Below are 13,855 nucleotides of genomic sequence, written 5' to 3' on the forward strand. Positions count from 1 at the left end.
ACGCCGGATTCCATGAATTCGGACCACAACATCAAGGAATCGACCGAGCACCATCATGACTGAAGCCTTCGAGGAACCCAACGGCCGGACCATGCCGACGATAGACGGCCGTTATCGCGTCGTCCGCAAAATCGCCGAAGGCGGCATGGCCACGGTGTTCGAGGCGGTGGACGAACGGCTTGACCGCACGGTGGCGGTCAAGGTGATGCATACCCAGCTCGCGCAGGGACCACACCGCGACCAGTTCGTGGAACGGTTCAGGCGCGAGGCCAAGTCGGCCGCCGCCATCGCGAATCCGCATATCGTGCAGGTGTACGACACCGGCGAGTTCAACGGCTTGGACTATCTGGTGATGGAATACGTGCATGGCGTGAACCTGCGCCATGAGATGAACCAGCAGCGAACCTTCTCGGTGCGCGAGACCTTGCGCGTGGTCTCCGAGACCTTGGATGGGCTCGCCTCCGCGCACCGCGCCGGCGTGGTGCACCGCGACATCAAACCGGAGAACATCCTGCTCAATTCCCGCGGCCATGTGCAGATCACCGATTTCGGTCTGGCGAAGGCCGCGTCGCAGGCCACGCTCTCATCCACCGGCATGCTGTTGGGCACGGCCGCGTATCTGGCGCCGGAGATGATCGAGAACAACCAGGCCACCCCGCAGGGCGACCTGTATTCGGTGGGCATCATGGCATGGGAGATGCTCAGCGGCGACGTACCGTTCCATTCCGACAATCCCGTGACGCTGGTATTCAAGCACGTGCATGAGGATGTGCCGTCCGTCGCCACCGTCTGCCCCGGCATCGCGCCCGCCGTGGCCGAGTTCCTCGCGCATCTGACCGCACGCCAGGTCGACCGGCGTCCGGCGAGCGCCGTCGAGGCCGCCGACGAGCTGCGCGCGCTCACCGCTTCGTTGGGCCTCGAGGATTGGCAGTACCGCAAAACCCCGGACCATGGTTCGCCCGATTCGGCGGACAAGGCCGACGACACCACGTTCACTCCAATCGTTTCCGGCTCGTCCTTGCCGCCCGCTCCCCCGGCCGGCGCGACCGCGCAGCCGACCACCGCCATCGATTCGGCGGCCACACGGGTCGTGCCGCTGGTCCAGTCGGACGATGCCGCATCCGCCCTTATGCGGGGCGACGGCTCCTTCGGCGAGCAGACCCAGGTATTGGGCGGATTGGGTGACGCGTTCACGCAGACCATCATGACCGAAGGCGGCACCTCTTCGGACGAGACGGAGGACCTCCCCAAGAAGAAGCGCTCCCGCAAACCGCTGATCATCGGTTTGGCGGTCGTTCTGGCGCTCGCGATGCTCGGTTCGGGCGGAGCATGGTGGTATTTCCTCGGTCCCGGCAGCTATTGGTCGGTGCCGCAGCCCACCGACGTCGCCTGCGAGCAGGACGCGACCGATTGCTCGCTGACGGGCGCCGTGTGGAGCGATTACGAAAGCACGCTGAAAGTGGCGGGCATCCCTTACGAAACCGTCGAGGATTACAGCGACGACATCGCCGAGGGTTCGGTGATCACGGCCACCGTGGGCGGTTCGACCGCGTATGTGGGCAGCCATGTGAGCAAACGCGACAATGCCACGCTGACCGTGACGGTCTCCCAAGGCGTGCGGACGGCCACCATTCCCGAGGATATCCTCGACCCGACCTCCGAATCGGGAAAGGCGCCTTTGGACGCGCTGCAGGCCGCGGGTTTCACCAATATCACGCATGACGAGTCGCAGGACGTGTATTCGGAGAATCTGCCCGAGGGCACGGCCGTAAGCGTCTCCCCCGACCCGGGCACCACGCTCAACCACAACGACGAGGTCTCCGTCGTGCTGTCGAAGGGTCCGATGCCGGTGAGCATGCCGGATATCCTCGGACGTTCCCAGGATGAGGCGACGACCGCGTTAAGCGATCTGAAGCTGAACGCCAACTTCACCGAGGAGTACAGCGACACCGTGGAAGCGGGCGATGTGATCTCCGCATCCGTCGACGCCGGCACCCAACTGCATTGGGGAGACACGGTCGACGTGGTCGTCTCCAAGGGCCCCGAGATGGTGACGATCCCCGACGTGCGCGGTCAAAGCACCACCGAGGCGACGCAGACGTTGGAGGCGTTGGGCCTGCAGGTGAAGGTCTCCGCACCCTTGGGCGATCTGACGCATACGGTGCGTCTGCAGAACCCGTCCCCCGGAGAGCAGGTGCGTCTGCGCGACACGGATGGCAACGCCACCGTCGTCACCCTCACCGTGGTCTGAGGTCCGGGCGTCCCCGCCGACCATACGGCAAGGCCTCGTGGAATCCGCCGTCACAGCGGAAATTCCACGAGGCCTTGATTTTGGGTTCTCATCGCGGGGCCGTCAGGCCGCGGACTGCTCCTTCAGACGCTTCTTGACGGTTTGGGCGTACTCGTCCACATACTCCTGACCGCTCATTTTCTGGATCTCCGCGGTCACCCGGTCGGTGAGCGCGCGCAGATCCTCGTGGGTGATCTCGTCGGAGGGCTTTTTCGGCACGTCGATGGGCTTGCCGTAGATCACTTGGGTTCTGCCCTTTTTCGGAATCACCGTGCCGGGCTCCTGCAGTTCGCGCGAGCCGATGATCGCGGTGGGCACGATCGCGCAGCCGGTTTCGAAGGCGAGGCGCGCGGCTCCGGTGTGCCCTTTGTACAGGCGGCCGTCGGGGCTGCGGGTTCCTTCGATATGGATGCCGAACAGGTGTCCGTCCTCGATGATCTCGCGCGCATGGGTCAGCGCGCCCAACGACTTATTGCCGCCGGAACGGTCCACGGGGAACACGCCCACGGAGGTGAACCACCACTTCTTGAAGCGGCCTTTCAAGCCCTTGCCTTCGAAATACTCCGCCTTGCCCATGAAATGGATCATGCGCGGCGAGGTGATGGGCAGCAGGGCGTCGTCGATCACGGCCAGATGGTTCGCGGCGATGATCGCCCCACCGGTGCGCGGGATGTTCTCCAGACCGGTGACCGTGGGACCGAGACGGCGACGCGCGAGCCATCCCAGTGATTTGACGAAGAACCAATACAACATGTGGCTTCCTCTCCGCATGATTGGCCTCATGCCCGATTAGAGTGGTATCTATGACTGACCTCAACAATAGCAATGCGGACGACGAGCGTACAAACCCCACGCCGGATGACGGAAATCTCGACGACGAGTGGGCGGCGTTCGCCGCCGCCCACGCCGACGATCTGAAGGATGTGGAGTCGTCCCGGCAGGCGAAACGCTTCGAGAAGCACGCCCAACGCAAGGAGAAGGAGGCGCTGCTGTCGGTGAACGACCTCGATGCCGGCACCTTCACCGACGACGTGCGTCCCATGCGCGAACGTGTGCGCCAGCAAGGCCCGCGTGATTTCACCGGATCCAGCTGGTTGGACACCGATGACGTGATGGACCGCTACGGCGACGACTTCGTGCCGCCGAATCCGCAGATCGGCCCGGTCAAAACATCCAAACTGGTGTTCTGGGCGCTGCTGGTCGTCGGTATCGTGGGGATCATCCTCTCGGTGTTCGTGCCGTCGATGGCCGCCGTCCTCGGCACCATCTTCGGCCTGTGCGCGATTCTCGGCGCGGGAGGTCTGCTCATGCAGCACAAGGGTCATACCGAAACCCGAGAGGATTTCTTCGACGACGGCGCGCGCGTCTGATCGTTCGCATGGAGTCCGCCGTCGCCGAGGATCCGCCAACCGGCGCGCGATACGACGGCTGGCAGATCAGTACGGCTGATTGCCGTGGATGATGATGCCGCGTTCGTGCTTCAAGAACTGGCGCGCGGATTCACGGTCGATATCGTGGCCGCGTTCCAGGCTGGTGTAGACGACCGCCGTCTGCGCTCCGCGGCTCAACTTCAGGAATGCCTCATGGGAATCCCAGCCGTCCTGCGCCACGCCCATGGTCGGCTCCCACACGTAGCCGTAGCCCGCCGCGTTGCAGTATCCGTTGAACGGCAGTCCCCACGCGTTGTGCTTGTCGAGAGCCTGGCCGAAGGTCTCGGCTTCGGCGATGTCGGCGTCGGTGGCGCCGGCCGTCTTGGACAGCGCGATGGCGTGGGCGTGGTCGTAGCCGGAATCCTCCGGCGGAATGGGAAGCGGCATGGCCGTGCGTCCTTTCGATACAAAAAAGTTTCCAGATGACAAGGTACTCGTCATCTGGAAACTTCACATTTCATTGACCACATTGCATGCAAACGCCATGAGGCTCGCCGAATAACCCGTACGGATGGCGGGTTATGCAATAACGATTGCAAACGCGTGTGTCCTCACGCGTCTCGAAGCGAAGGTGTATACGAAATACATCGAGCTGAGAGAAAGCGCGAGGACACTCCGTTTGTAATCGTTATTCGGTGGGGCCGTCTTTGAAGATGACGGTCTCCTGCATCGCGTTCTTCTCGTTGTTGGTTCGTCGTCCGTCGACGACTTCAAGCACCAGCTTGCGGAAGTCCTCATCCACCACCGAAGCGGGTTCGTCCAGCAGGCGTCCGGCGTTGAAGTCGATCCAGCGCTTCTTCTTTTCGGCGAGCGGAGTGTTGGTGGCGACTTTGATGGTCGGTACGAAGCATCCGAACGGCGTGCCGCGGCCGGTGGTGAACAGGATGAGATGGCAGCCCGCGGATCCCTTGGCGGTGGTGGACACCATATCGTTGCCCGGCGTCTGCATGAGCGACAGTCCGTTGCGCCTGATGCGGTGTCCGTAGAGGATCACGTCCTCGACCTCGCAGCGGCCGCCTTTGCGGATGCAGCCCAGGGATTTGTCCTCCAGGGTGGTGATGCCGCCGGCCTTGTTGCCCGGCGAGGGGTTGTCGGAGATGATCTCGCCGTATTTGCGGAAATGTCCTTTGAAGTTGTTGATCAGATCCACGATGTCGTGGAACACGCCTTCGTCGCGCGCCTGGCTCATCAGCACGGTTTCCGCGCCGAACATCTCCGGCACTTCCGAGAGCACCACGGATCCGCCTTGGCTTACCAGCCATTCGGCGAAACGTCCGACCATGGGGTTGGCGGTGATGCCGCTCATGCCGTCGGAGCCGCCGCATTCGACGCCGACTTTGAGCTCGCTCATCGGGATGGGTTCGCGCCGGTCGCCGGCCGCCGCCTCGTTGAGTTCCTCCAGCAGATCGGCCGCGCGGTCGAACTCGTCCGTCTCCTCCTGGCAGATCATGGTTTTGACGCGGGATTCGTCGATGCCTTCGAGTCCGGCTTTGAACAGCGACATCTGGTTGTTCTCGCAGCCGAGCCCCACCACCAGCACTCCTCCGGCGTTCGGATGCTCGACGATGCCGCGCAGGGTGTTCTGCGTCCATTCGAGATCGCCGCCGAGCTGCGAGCAGCCGTAGGGATGACGCGCCACGACCACGGAGTCGAAGTTGCCGTTGCCGTTGTGTCGGGAGGTGAACATGCGCGCCATGGTGGCGACCAGTCCGGAGATGCAGCCCACGGTGGGCACGATGTACAGGTCGTTGCGGATGCCGACTTTGCCGTTGGCGCGGCGGTAGCCTCGGAAGGTCATGGTGGGTTGGCCCGGTTTGACGGTGTCGTCGGTGGGCTCGTACGTGTATTCGAGGTTCGCGCCGAGATTCGTGGCGATGTTGTGGGTGTGCACCCATGCGCCGCGTTTGATCGGCTGCTTGGCACGGCCGATTTCGAAGCCGTATTTGACGACGTTGACGCCTTCGGGAACGTCGACCAGCGCGATTTTGTGTCCGCGGGGCACATCGTCGAGCACCGTCAGCGGCTCGTGCCCTTCGACCTGCACGGTCTCCCCCGCCTTGATGGGGCGGGCGGCGACGCAGACCATATCGCCTTGCGCGAGGAAGATCGTGTCCAAGCCGGTGTTTTCGGGAATCTCGGCCACATAGTCGTGGTTCGGGGCGACGCCGTCGGCGCAGGTGGGGATGAATCCCGTCGAGGCGACGCGTTCGGCGCAGTCGTCGGCGGGGATGTTGGCGATGTTGTGATCAGGCTGCTTTGCGTTCATACGCTAAACGTACGAAGGCGCTTCGCGTTTCGTGGCTTTTGTTGCCAATCGTTGCGTTCGCTCTGGCGTGTGCGCCGGATCCATGATATATGGCCCGAGTGCCGGCAACCCTTGGCAGCGGATTCGCAGGACCCGCCCGTCATCCTTTACGCTGGGCCGCATCGGCCCGTCGTACGGCCGAACATCCCAGGAAAGGCGGATTCGATGATCAATCTCGGCGCACGCGGACATGATGTGACGTGGGGCGACACCCCGGAGCGGTTGGCCGAAGGATTGTCCGGATACGGCGTGCACGTCACGCAGTTGGCGTTGGGCAAGTCCTTCCCCGATCTGCCCAGCGGTGAAGCCGACATCAATCCGGGAATGGGCATGCGCATTCGGCGGATCCTGGCCGAACGCGGCGTCGATATCGCGGTGTTGGGCTGCTATATCAACATGACGCATCCCGATATGGCCGCACGCGAGGCCGGTCTGCGCAAATTCGAAGCGTATCTGGCCAACGCGAGGTTTTTCGGCGCTCCGATGGTGGCCAGCGAGACGGGATCAGTCGACGCCGTTCCGGGCGGATTCACCGAAGCCAATTTCACCGAATCGATGTATCAGGAGGCTTTGGCGTCGATCCGCCGTCTTGTCGCGGCCGGAGAACGTTTCGGCACGATGGTGGCAGTCGAGCCGGGCGCGAACCATCCGATATACGATGTCGCCACCACCGAGCGTCTTTTGGCCGATGTCGATTCGCCTTGGCTGGGTGTTGTCTTCGACGCGACCGCCTACACCACGCCCGATGGCCGCACCATCGACGGTTCGACGCAGCTGGAGCTCGCGCATGAGGCCTTCGATCGTTTCGGCGAGCGCATCATGGCCGTGCATATCTCCGATTTCACCGTCGAGCCTTCGGACGAGACGGTTTGCGGCACGAATATCCGCCGTTGCGACGCGGGCACGGGCGAGCTCGACATCGAGGGCATCGTCCGTCTCGCCAACAGCCGCCGCCCGTGGATTCCCGTCATCCTCGAGCACACCACCGACGAGGCCATCGCGCGGGCCGTGGACCGATACGGCGACCTGTAGACGGCCCGCACCGTCCGCGGGCTGAGATTGCGCGGGGCCTATACGGAGACGAACCGAAACGGGGCCGAGCATAGAGCGGCCGACAGCCACGAGGGGTGGCTTATGGAAGTTCCATAAGCCACCCCTCGTCGTATGAATCCGCGCGGAATCGCATCCTCTCCGGGCTAGTCGATCAGCGACAGCACGTAGTCCTTGATCTCGCCGTCGGCCGCGTGGGCGGAGAAGAGCTCCTTGAAACGCGCTCCGGCGAACGCGCCCTTGACCAGTTCGGGGTCGAGGGCCTTGTAGATGTCGACCAGCGGCTTGAAGGCGGCCTCGCGCACGCCGTCGAGGATCTTCTTGTTGCGCTGTTCCGGAACCACACGGTCCTTGGGATAGCCGGAGCCCGGCGCCTCGAACCACATCTGTTCGAAGATGTACTTGAGTTGGAGTTCCTGCCCCCAGCCGTTCTTCAGGGCGAAGGGGATGGCCATGGCGTTGCCGTCGTTGATCTGCGCGAAGGTGTAGGCGTCGAGCGGATCCTCGACGTGACCGCAAATCACGCCCGGGAAGGAGTTGAGGGCGAGCATGGCGCCTTCGCCGGTGCCGCAGCCGGTGACCACGAAGTCGGCCGCGCCGGTGTTGAGCAGGGCCGCGGCGAGGATGCCGTTCTGCACGTAGGTGAGTTGGGCATCGTCGTCGGCCGCGTACATGCCGTAGTTGTCGACTTCGAAGCCCTTCTCGTCGGCGACCTTCTTCAGGGCCTCGTAAATCAGACCGTTCTTGGCGGCCTGGGAATTCTCATTGATCAAAGCGATACGCATCGGTTGTTTTCCTTTCGCTTGCGTGTCAGGCGGGCTGCTTGCCTATATAGGCCAGAATGCCGCCGTCCACATACAGCACGTGTCCGTTGACGAAGTCGGAGGCGTCGGAGGCGAGGAACACGGCGGGGCCCTGAAGGTCCTCGGTGGTGCCCCAACGGGCGGCCGGCGTCTTGGCGATGATGAACTGGTCGAAGGGGTGGCGAGATCCGTCGGCCTGGCGCTCGCGCAGAGGCGCGGTCTGCGGGGTGGCGATATAGCCCGGTCCGATGGCGTTGCATTGGATGTTGGCTTCGCCGTATTCGGAGCAGATGTTGCGGGTGAGCATTTTCAGACCGCCTTTGGCCGCCGCGTAGGCGGAGACGGTTTCGCGGCCGAGTTCGCTCATCATGGAGCAGATGTTGATGATTTTGCCGTGGCCTTTGGCGATCATGCCGGGGATGACGGCTTTGGAGACGATGAAGGGGGCGTTGAGGTCGACGTCGATGACTTTGCGCCAATCCTCGACGGGCATGTCGAGCATGGGGACGCGCTTGATGATGCCCGCGTTGTTGACCAGAATGTCGACGGTGCCCAGATCGCGCTCGATATCGGCGACGAGTCGGGCGACCTGCTCCTCGTCGGTGACGTCGGCCACATAGCCGTGGGCGTCGATGCCGGCTTCGGCATAGGCCTGTTTGCCCCGCTCCAAAGCCTCCTCGTTGATGTCGTTGAACGCGATCTTCGCGCCCGCCGCGGCGAAGGCCGAGGCGATGGCGAAGCCGATGCCGTAGGAGGCGCCGGTGACCAACGCCACCTTGCCTTCCAACGAGAACCTGCCCATATCGAATGTCATGTCATCCGTCCTTTCTGTGCCGTCATCCGCGACGGCCGTTGATGTTGTATTGAAGCCGAACGAGCCGCTCAGACCAAATTGGTTGCATGCTGTTGCCAGCGTCAGCGCTTGCCGCGCTCATGCCGCAGCACCTCGATGTACGCGAGGACGAGCGGCGCGACGCCTTTGGCGTCGTTGCGCACCTTGGGTTCCCTCATGTAGTAGTCGAAGGTGCCTTCGCGGTGTTCGGTGTTGCCCAGGCCGGCGACCAGACAGATGTTGTCGAGCGTGAGGCGTCCGCCTTCCTCGTTCATGCAGGTGTCGCAGATGCCCTTGTAGGCCTTGTATCCGTAGTCCCAGTAGCGTTCGTCGAGCACGCCCAGACGCGCGCCTTTCATGATCGCGTTGGCGAAGATGGCCGATCCGGAGGTCTCCAGATAGTTCGGCGCGATGCGGCCCAGGTTGATCACCTGATGCCACATGCCGGTTTTCTCGTCCTGATAGGGCAGCATGGCGTCGATCAGCTCGCTGAACATACGGCGCATCGTGTCCTTCTCGGCGCTCATATTGGCCGGAAGCAGCTCCCATGTGTCGATCAGCGCCATCGCGAACCATCCTTCGGCGCGCAGCCAGAAGTTGGACGACAGTCCGGTGACCGGATCGCACCAGAAGTCCTTGCGCGACGAATCGTAGGCATGGTAGTACAGTCCGTTGCGCTCGTTGCGCATCAGATCGTGCACCACCTGGAACTGGTGGAAGGAGTCGGAGCAGGCGCGTCCGTCGCGGTAGCTCAGCTCGTACTGCACGTAGAAGGGTTGGGCCATGTACAGACCGTCCAGCCACACCTGGTTGGGGTAGATGAGCTTGTGCCAGAAGTTGCCCTCCTTGGTGCGCGGCTGGCCTTCGAGCTGGCCGTAGATCACGTCCATGGCCTTGCGGTACTTGGTTTTGCCGGTGAGGTTGTACAGCCCGTACAGCGTCTTGCCGGCGTTGATGTTGTCGAGGTTGTATTCCTGCGGATCGTAGCTGGCGATCATGCCGTCGTCGTCGACGAAATAGTCGATGAACCGGTCCGCGAAGTCGAGGTAGGCGTCTTTGCCGGTGATCTCGTTGAGTTCGATCAGCGCCTTGATCATGCAGCCGTCGATGTAGTTCCACGTGTTCGGTTTGCCGGCGCGGATCTTCTCGATGTTCCACGCGGGCGCCTCCGGCGTCGAGGTCTCGATGAGCTGTTGGATGTAGGTGTTGAGGATGCGTGAGCTTCCCATGGTTCTCCTTGTCGTGGGAAAGGCCGCCCTCTCGTGTGGAGGGCGGCCTTCGATATGTCACTTGCCGAAGTTCATCGCCTTGCGGGTCGGCAGTTCGGCCTTGATGCGGGCGAGCTCCTCGGGCGTGTGGTAGCCGACGGTGTTGTGTCCGAAGCAGATCTCGTACTGGACGCCGGTGAGTTCCTCGCAGATGCGCTTGACCTCGGGGTCGACGTCCTCCATGCGGCCGCCGTTCTTGATGCGCTCGCATTCCGCGATGGCGATCTCGTCGTTCTTCTTGTCCATCTTCATCAGATGGGCGGAGAGCATGCCGAGCAGGGACAGGCCGCCCACGCCGATGACGAGCACCAGCAGGATGGTGGTGTGCACGGCGGCCGGCTGGTCGGCGGCGGCCACCTGGTTGTCGGCGGTGGATTCGATGAATCCGGCGGCGGCCAGCGCGGTGCCGAGGATGGCGACGACGGCGGAGTTCATCAGCTTGCCGCACAGGTGCATGGCGGCGGAGAAGGTGCCCTCGCGGCGGCGGCCGGTGACGATCTCGTCGGCGTCGGCCACGAACAGGTACGTCTGCCATGGGATGTAGTAGACGGCGCCGGTGCCCAGACCGAACACGACCACGATGGAGGTGATGGCGACCATGCCGGCGGCGGATGTGGCGTCCAGATGGAAGAAGCCGCAGGCCGCGTAGGCGATGGCGCAGGTGATGATCACGCATTCGGCGATGATGTAGGGCTTCCTGAAGCCGATCTTCGCGATGAGGAACATGACGCCGAGCGTGGAGACGACCTGCAGGATGGGGCTGAGCGACTGCCACCAGGAGGCGTTGGACTTCTGGAGCATGAGCACGTAGACCACGTAGTAGCTGAAGGTGGAGTTGAACAGCCATTCGGCGCCGAAGCCGAAGAGGTACATGCCCAGCAGGTGACGGAAGGTGCGGATGCGCAGGGTGGAGAAGATGTCGACGAACAGCTTCTTCAGGGCCTCGAGCGGGTTGTCGACCTTCTCCATGGTGGTGTCGTCGACGGGACGCTCCCATGTGGTCAGGTACACGAACAGCATGGCGCCGGCCATGATGACGCCGAATGCCAGTCCCATGTAGAAGAACGCCATCGGGTTCTTCTCGCCGAAGGTCACGAAGAACACGCCGGGCAGCGCCGCGGTCAGGAAGTTGGCGCCTTTGCCGAAGATGGAGCGCAGGCCGGACAGATAGGTGCGTTCCTTGAAGTCGCCGGTCATCTCGGCGGGCAGCGCGTCGTAGGGAATCATCACGGTGGTGTAGATGAGGTTGTACACCAGGTAGATCACGAAGTAGTACCAGAATCCTCCGGGGATCACGATCCACATCAGCGGGTTGAGGATGCCCAGGGCCGGCACGGCCATGAGGATGAAGAAGCGGCGGCGGCCGAAACGACGGCCGAGTTTGGTGTTGTTGAAGGAGTCGGAGATGAATCCGGCGATGGGGTTCATGACCACATCGGCGATCAGGGCGAACGAGTAGATGAACGTCGCCTGGGCCATGCTCAGGCCGCAGTAGGTGGTGTAGAAGATCGTCAGCCATGAGGCCGAGATCGCGAGCGCGCCCGATCCGACGAGATTGCCGGACCCGTATCCCAGACGGGTGATGAAACCCACCTTGCGCTGTTGCGGAGCTGCTTGTTCAGCCATGCTTCCCTCCTTGGAGGCCTGATTGGCGCGGCTGCGATGCCGTCGGCGCCAATCGTGATAAGAATGATATTCAGCGCAACACACAAACTTCGTATGTTGCATTGATTTCAGATTAATACGCAACATTTATGCAACAGAACAAAAGAAAGTAATCGTTGATATTTTGGACATATCAGCCGCGTGTCACACAACGGAAGCAAATGATGGCAACAACTTTGTTGCATTTTTGTTGCACTCAATGAATCGTTATCGCGTGGTGCCGCGCAACATGATCGTCGATTCGCGCTCGAAACGCACCGGCTCCAAGTCGTATCCGGCCGTCCGCTCGCGGATGCGTCTGGAGAGCAGGTCCACGGCGGAGGACGAGATCCACGCGATGTTGGAGTCCACGGAGGTCAACGGAGGGACCATGCGTTCGCCTTCGAAGGTGTTGTCGAATCCGATGACCTGCACCTCATCGGGAACGCCGCGCCCCAGCATCTTCAGCGCGAACAGCGCGCCGATGGCCAATTGGTCGTTCAACGCGACGACGCCGTCGAACGGCGCGTGCGAATCGGCCAGCCGCATCATCGTTTCATAGCCGGCGCCGATGGTCCATTCATCCCCCGTCACGCCGATCAGCCGTGGGTCAAGGGACATGCCGTTCGATTCGCAGGCCTCGAGCACGCCGCGCACCCGCTCCCATCCGCGTGTGGCCCCGCGCTCCTCGCCCACGGCGACGCCGTCGAAGTCGTCCTGCACGCCCAACAGCGCAAGTCTGCGGCTGCCGGCGGAGATGAGCAGCTCGGTCGCGTTGCGCGCGTCGGCCATATTGTCGCTCAGCACCAGGTCGACCATCCCATAGGCTTGGCGGCACGGCCCCATGCACACCACGGGGAAGGGTTGTCCAAGGGCCTGTTCGCTCAACGTGTCGCTGCCGACGAGATACAGCAGCAGGCCGTCGCACGGCCCGTGCCGGGTGTCGAGATACTCTTCGGCGCTCAAACCCCATTCGTCCCTGTAGACGACCATATCCACCCGCCACCCGCGGGAGCGCGCCTCGGCGATCACCGTGGAGGCGAGCTGCGCGCGGTACGGCTGCGCGATCGAAGGCATGGCGAGCGTGATCAGCCCCTCCTCCTGGCCCAGGGGGCTCACGACCGACCGTATCGTCTGCGCGTCGTTCATATCACTGCCTTTCGTTATGGTCCGCGGTGCCGACGCTGCCACGCAGCACCAGCGAGGACGGCACCGTCACATAGGCGTCGCGAAGGGATTCGTCATCCCCCGTCCCCTCAAGCCGGCGCATCAGCAGACGGGCCGCGGACGAGCCCAACGCGTCGGCAGGCATGCGCACGCTGGTCAGCGCCGGGGTCGCCGCCCGGGCCGAGACGTCGTCGTTGAATCCGATGATCGCGTAGTCGCGGGGCGCCTCGTGTCCCCGTTCGCGCATACCTGCCATGAAGCCCAATGCCATCACGTCGTTGTAGGCGATCACCGCGCCGGTGGGATCCTCGAGATATTTGCCGACGAAGGCCCGTCCTCCTTCGAAGGTGGGCTCGCCGGGCCACAGATGGCGCACGGCGAGTTCGTGCTCGTCGCAGGCGGATTCCAACGCTTTGAGACGGTAGGCCGCGTCCTTGGCGAAGCCCGGACCGGCCAGATAGGTGACGCGCCCGTAGCCGCGCACGGCGAACAGACTCGCGGCCTGGCCGATGCCCGTCGTCAGGTCCACGACCGCGCACCCCACTCCCCTGACCTGCCTGCCCATCACCACCAACGGCAGCCGGTCGGCGTACTCGCGTATCTGCGCGTTCTGCATCCGCGGCGAGAACAGCAGCGCGCCATCGCAGTTCCTCAGCACCCCGTCGAGCGCCATACGCTCCCAGGAGACGCTGCCGCGCGATTCGGCGACCACCAAGGAGAAACCGTGTCCGAAGCATTCATGCTCCACGGCGTGCGTGACGGCGGCGCAATACGAATCGGTCAGGTCGGGCACGACGATGCCGAGCAGACGCCTCAGCGCCGGCGAAGGCGCGGCGGTCTCGTCGCCGGGCATCTGGTATCCGAGACGTTCGGCGATTTCGAAGATGCGTCGCGTCGTCTCCGAACTCACCCGCTCGGTGGCGCTCAACGCGCGTGAAACCGTCGAGGGCGCCACTCCGGCCGCTTTGGCGACGTCGCGTATTGTGACCTTCTTCATGGGCAGCCTCCCGCAATGCTTCGCATGATGGGCGTTCTTCGCCGACCGGCGTCGCCAACCAGTCTAGGA

The 13,855-nt window shown here is 63.2% G+C and carries 12 protein-coding genes; 3 read left to right on the forward strand and 9 right to left on the reverse strand.

What is annotated here, in order from left to right:
* Positions 1-55 precede the first annotated feature (55 nt).
* Positions 56-2,251: a Stk1 family PASTA domain-containing Ser/Thr kinase gene (locus BL8807_RS11420; protein WP_072725495.1), complete on the forward strand. Its 2,196-nt coding sequence runs from the start codon at positions 56-58 to the stop codon at positions 2,249-2,251.
* 102 nt (positions 2,252-2,353) lie between these two features.
* Here the strand turns inward: BL8807_RS11420 and BL8807_RS11425 are convergent, their stop codons facing one another.
* A complete protein-coding gene (locus tag BL8807_RS11425; RefSeq protein WP_072725497.1) occupies positions 2,354-3,043 on the reverse strand; it encodes a lysophospholipid acyltransferase family protein in 690 nt (229 codons plus the stop codon).
* Positions 3,044-3,093: 50 nt separating this feature from the next.
* Between BL8807_RS11425 and BL8807_RS11430 the strand changes: the two genes are divergently transcribed.
* Positions 3,094-3,660: a hypothetical protein gene (locus tag BL8807_RS11430; RefSeq protein ID WP_072725499.1), complete on the forward strand. Its 567-nt coding sequence runs from the start codon at positions 3,094-3,096 to the stop codon at positions 3,658-3,660.
* 66 nt (positions 3,661-3,726) lie between these two features.
* On the opposite strand, the gene BL8807_RS11435 is transcribed toward BL8807_RS11430, so the two are convergent.
* On the reverse strand, positions 3,727-4,107 hold the full coding sequence (locus BL8807_RS11435; protein ID WP_072725501.1) for a hypothetical protein: 381 nt from the start codon (positions 4,105-4,107) through the stop codon (positions 3,727-3,729).
* A gap of 241 nt (positions 4,108-4,348) precedes the next feature.
* Positions 4,349-5,986: a UxaA family hydrolase gene (locus BL8807_RS11440; RefSeq protein WP_083570193.1), complete on the reverse strand. Its 1,638-nt coding sequence runs from the start codon at positions 5,984-5,986 to the stop codon at positions 4,349-4,351.
* Between the two features lie 204 nt (positions 5,987-6,190).
* Between BL8807_RS11440 and BL8807_RS11445 the strand changes: the two genes are divergently transcribed.
* Positions 6,191-7,057: a sugar phosphate isomerase/epimerase family protein gene (locus BL8807_RS11445; protein WP_072725503.1), complete on the forward strand. Its 867-nt coding sequence runs from the start codon at positions 6,191-6,193 to the stop codon at positions 7,055-7,057.
* 164 nt (positions 7,058-7,221) lie between these two features.
* Here BL8807_RS11445 and BL8807_RS11450 read toward each other — a convergent pair whose 3' ends face one another.
* From BL8807_RS11450 to BL8807_RS11475, 6 genes are all read right to left on the reverse strand, one after another.
* Positions 7,222-7,860: an RpiB/LacA/LacB family sugar-phosphate isomerase gene (locus BL8807_RS11450; RefSeq protein ID WP_072725505.1), complete on the reverse strand. Its 639-nt coding sequence runs from the start codon at positions 7,858-7,860 to the stop codon at positions 7,222-7,224.
* 25 nt (positions 7,861-7,885) lie between these two features.
* The gene (locus BL8807_RS11455) at positions 7,886-8,692 is read right to left on the reverse strand and encodes a gluconate 5-dehydrogenase (protein WP_264298319.1); all 807 of its coding nucleotides are present in this window, start codon (positions 8,690-8,692) and stop codon (positions 7,886-7,888) included.
* A gap of 101 nt (positions 8,693-8,793) precedes the next feature.
* Complete coding sequence (locus tag BL8807_RS11460; protein ID WP_072725507.1) at positions 8,794-9,939, reverse strand: glycoside hydrolase family 88/105 protein; 1,146 nt, start codon at positions 9,937-9,939, stop codon at positions 8,794-8,796.
* 57 nt (positions 9,940-9,996) lie between these two features.
* Positions 9,997-11,604, reverse strand: coding sequence for an MFS transporter (locus BL8807_RS11465; RefSeq protein WP_072725509.1), 1,608 nt, complete (start codon positions 11,602-11,604; stop codon positions 9,997-9,999).
* A gap of 246 nt (positions 11,605-11,850) precedes the next feature.
* Positions 11,851-12,771: a substrate-binding domain-containing protein gene (locus BL8807_RS11470; protein WP_072725512.1), complete on the reverse strand. Its 921-nt coding sequence runs from the start codon at positions 12,769-12,771 to the stop codon at positions 11,851-11,853.
* 1 nt (position 12,772) lies between these two features.
* Positions 12,773-13,786 carry a LacI family DNA-binding transcriptional regulator gene (locus BL8807_RS11475; protein WP_072725514.1) on the reverse strand — a complete coding sequence of 338 codons (1,014 nt, stop codon included), beginning with the start codon at positions 13,784-13,786 and terminating at the stop codon, positions 12,773-12,775.
* Positions 13,787-13,855: the final 69 nt, after the last annotated feature.

Source organism: Bifidobacterium lemurum (assembly GCF_014898175.1).
GTDB lineage: Bacteria > Actinomycetota > Actinomycetes > Actinomycetales > Bifidobacteriaceae > Bifidobacterium > Bifidobacterium lemurum.

What these genes read in the sequence shown, in the direction of transcription:
- BL8807_RS11420 (WP_072725495.1), top strand. Translation starts at nt 56, where the DNA reads ATGACTGAAGCCTTCGAGGAACCCAACGGCCGGACCATGCCGACGATA.
- BL8807_RS11425 (WP_072725497.1), bottom strand. Translation starts at nt 3,043, where the DNA reads ATGTTGTATTGGTTCTTCGTCAAATCACTGGGATGGCTCGCGCGTCGC.
- BL8807_RS11430 (WP_072725499.1), top strand. Translation starts at nt 3,094, where the DNA reads ATGACTGACCTCAACAATAGCAATGCGGACGACGAGCGTACAAACCCC.
- BL8807_RS11435 (WP_072725501.1), bottom strand. Translation starts at nt 4,107, where the DNA reads ATGCCGCTTCCCATTCCGCCGGAGGATTCCGGCTACGACCACGCCCAC.
- BL8807_RS11440 (WP_083570193.1), bottom strand. Translation starts at nt 5,986, where the DNA reads ATGAACGCAAAGCAGCCTGATCACAACATCGCCAACATCCCCGCCGAC.
- BL8807_RS11445 (WP_072725503.1), top strand. Translation starts at nt 6,191, where the DNA reads ATGATCAATCTCGGCGCACGCGGACATGATGTGACGTGGGGCGACACC.
- BL8807_RS11450 (WP_072725505.1), bottom strand. Translation starts at nt 7,860, where the DNA reads ATGCGTATCGCTTTGATCAATGAGAATTCCCAGGCCGCCAAGAACGGT.
- BL8807_RS11455 (WP_264298319.1), bottom strand. Translation starts at nt 8,692, where the DNA reads ATGACATTCGATATGGGCAGGTTCTCGTTGGAAGGCAAGGTGGCGTTG.
- BL8807_RS11460 (WP_072725507.1), bottom strand. Translation starts at nt 9,939, where the DNA reads ATGGGAAGCTCACGCATCCTCAACACCTACATCCAACAGCTCATCGAG.
- BL8807_RS11465 (WP_072725509.1), bottom strand. Translation starts at nt 11,604, where the DNA reads ATGGCTGAACAAGCAGCTCCGCAACAGCGCAAGGTGGGTTTCATCACC.
- BL8807_RS11470 (WP_072725512.1), bottom strand. Translation starts at nt 12,771, where the DNA reads ATGAACGACGCGCAGACGATACGGTCGGTCGTGAGCCCCCTGGGCCAG.
- BL8807_RS11475 (WP_072725514.1), bottom strand. Translation starts at nt 13,786, where the DNA reads ATGAAGAAGGTCACAATACGCGACGTCGCCAAAGCGGCCGGAGTGGCG.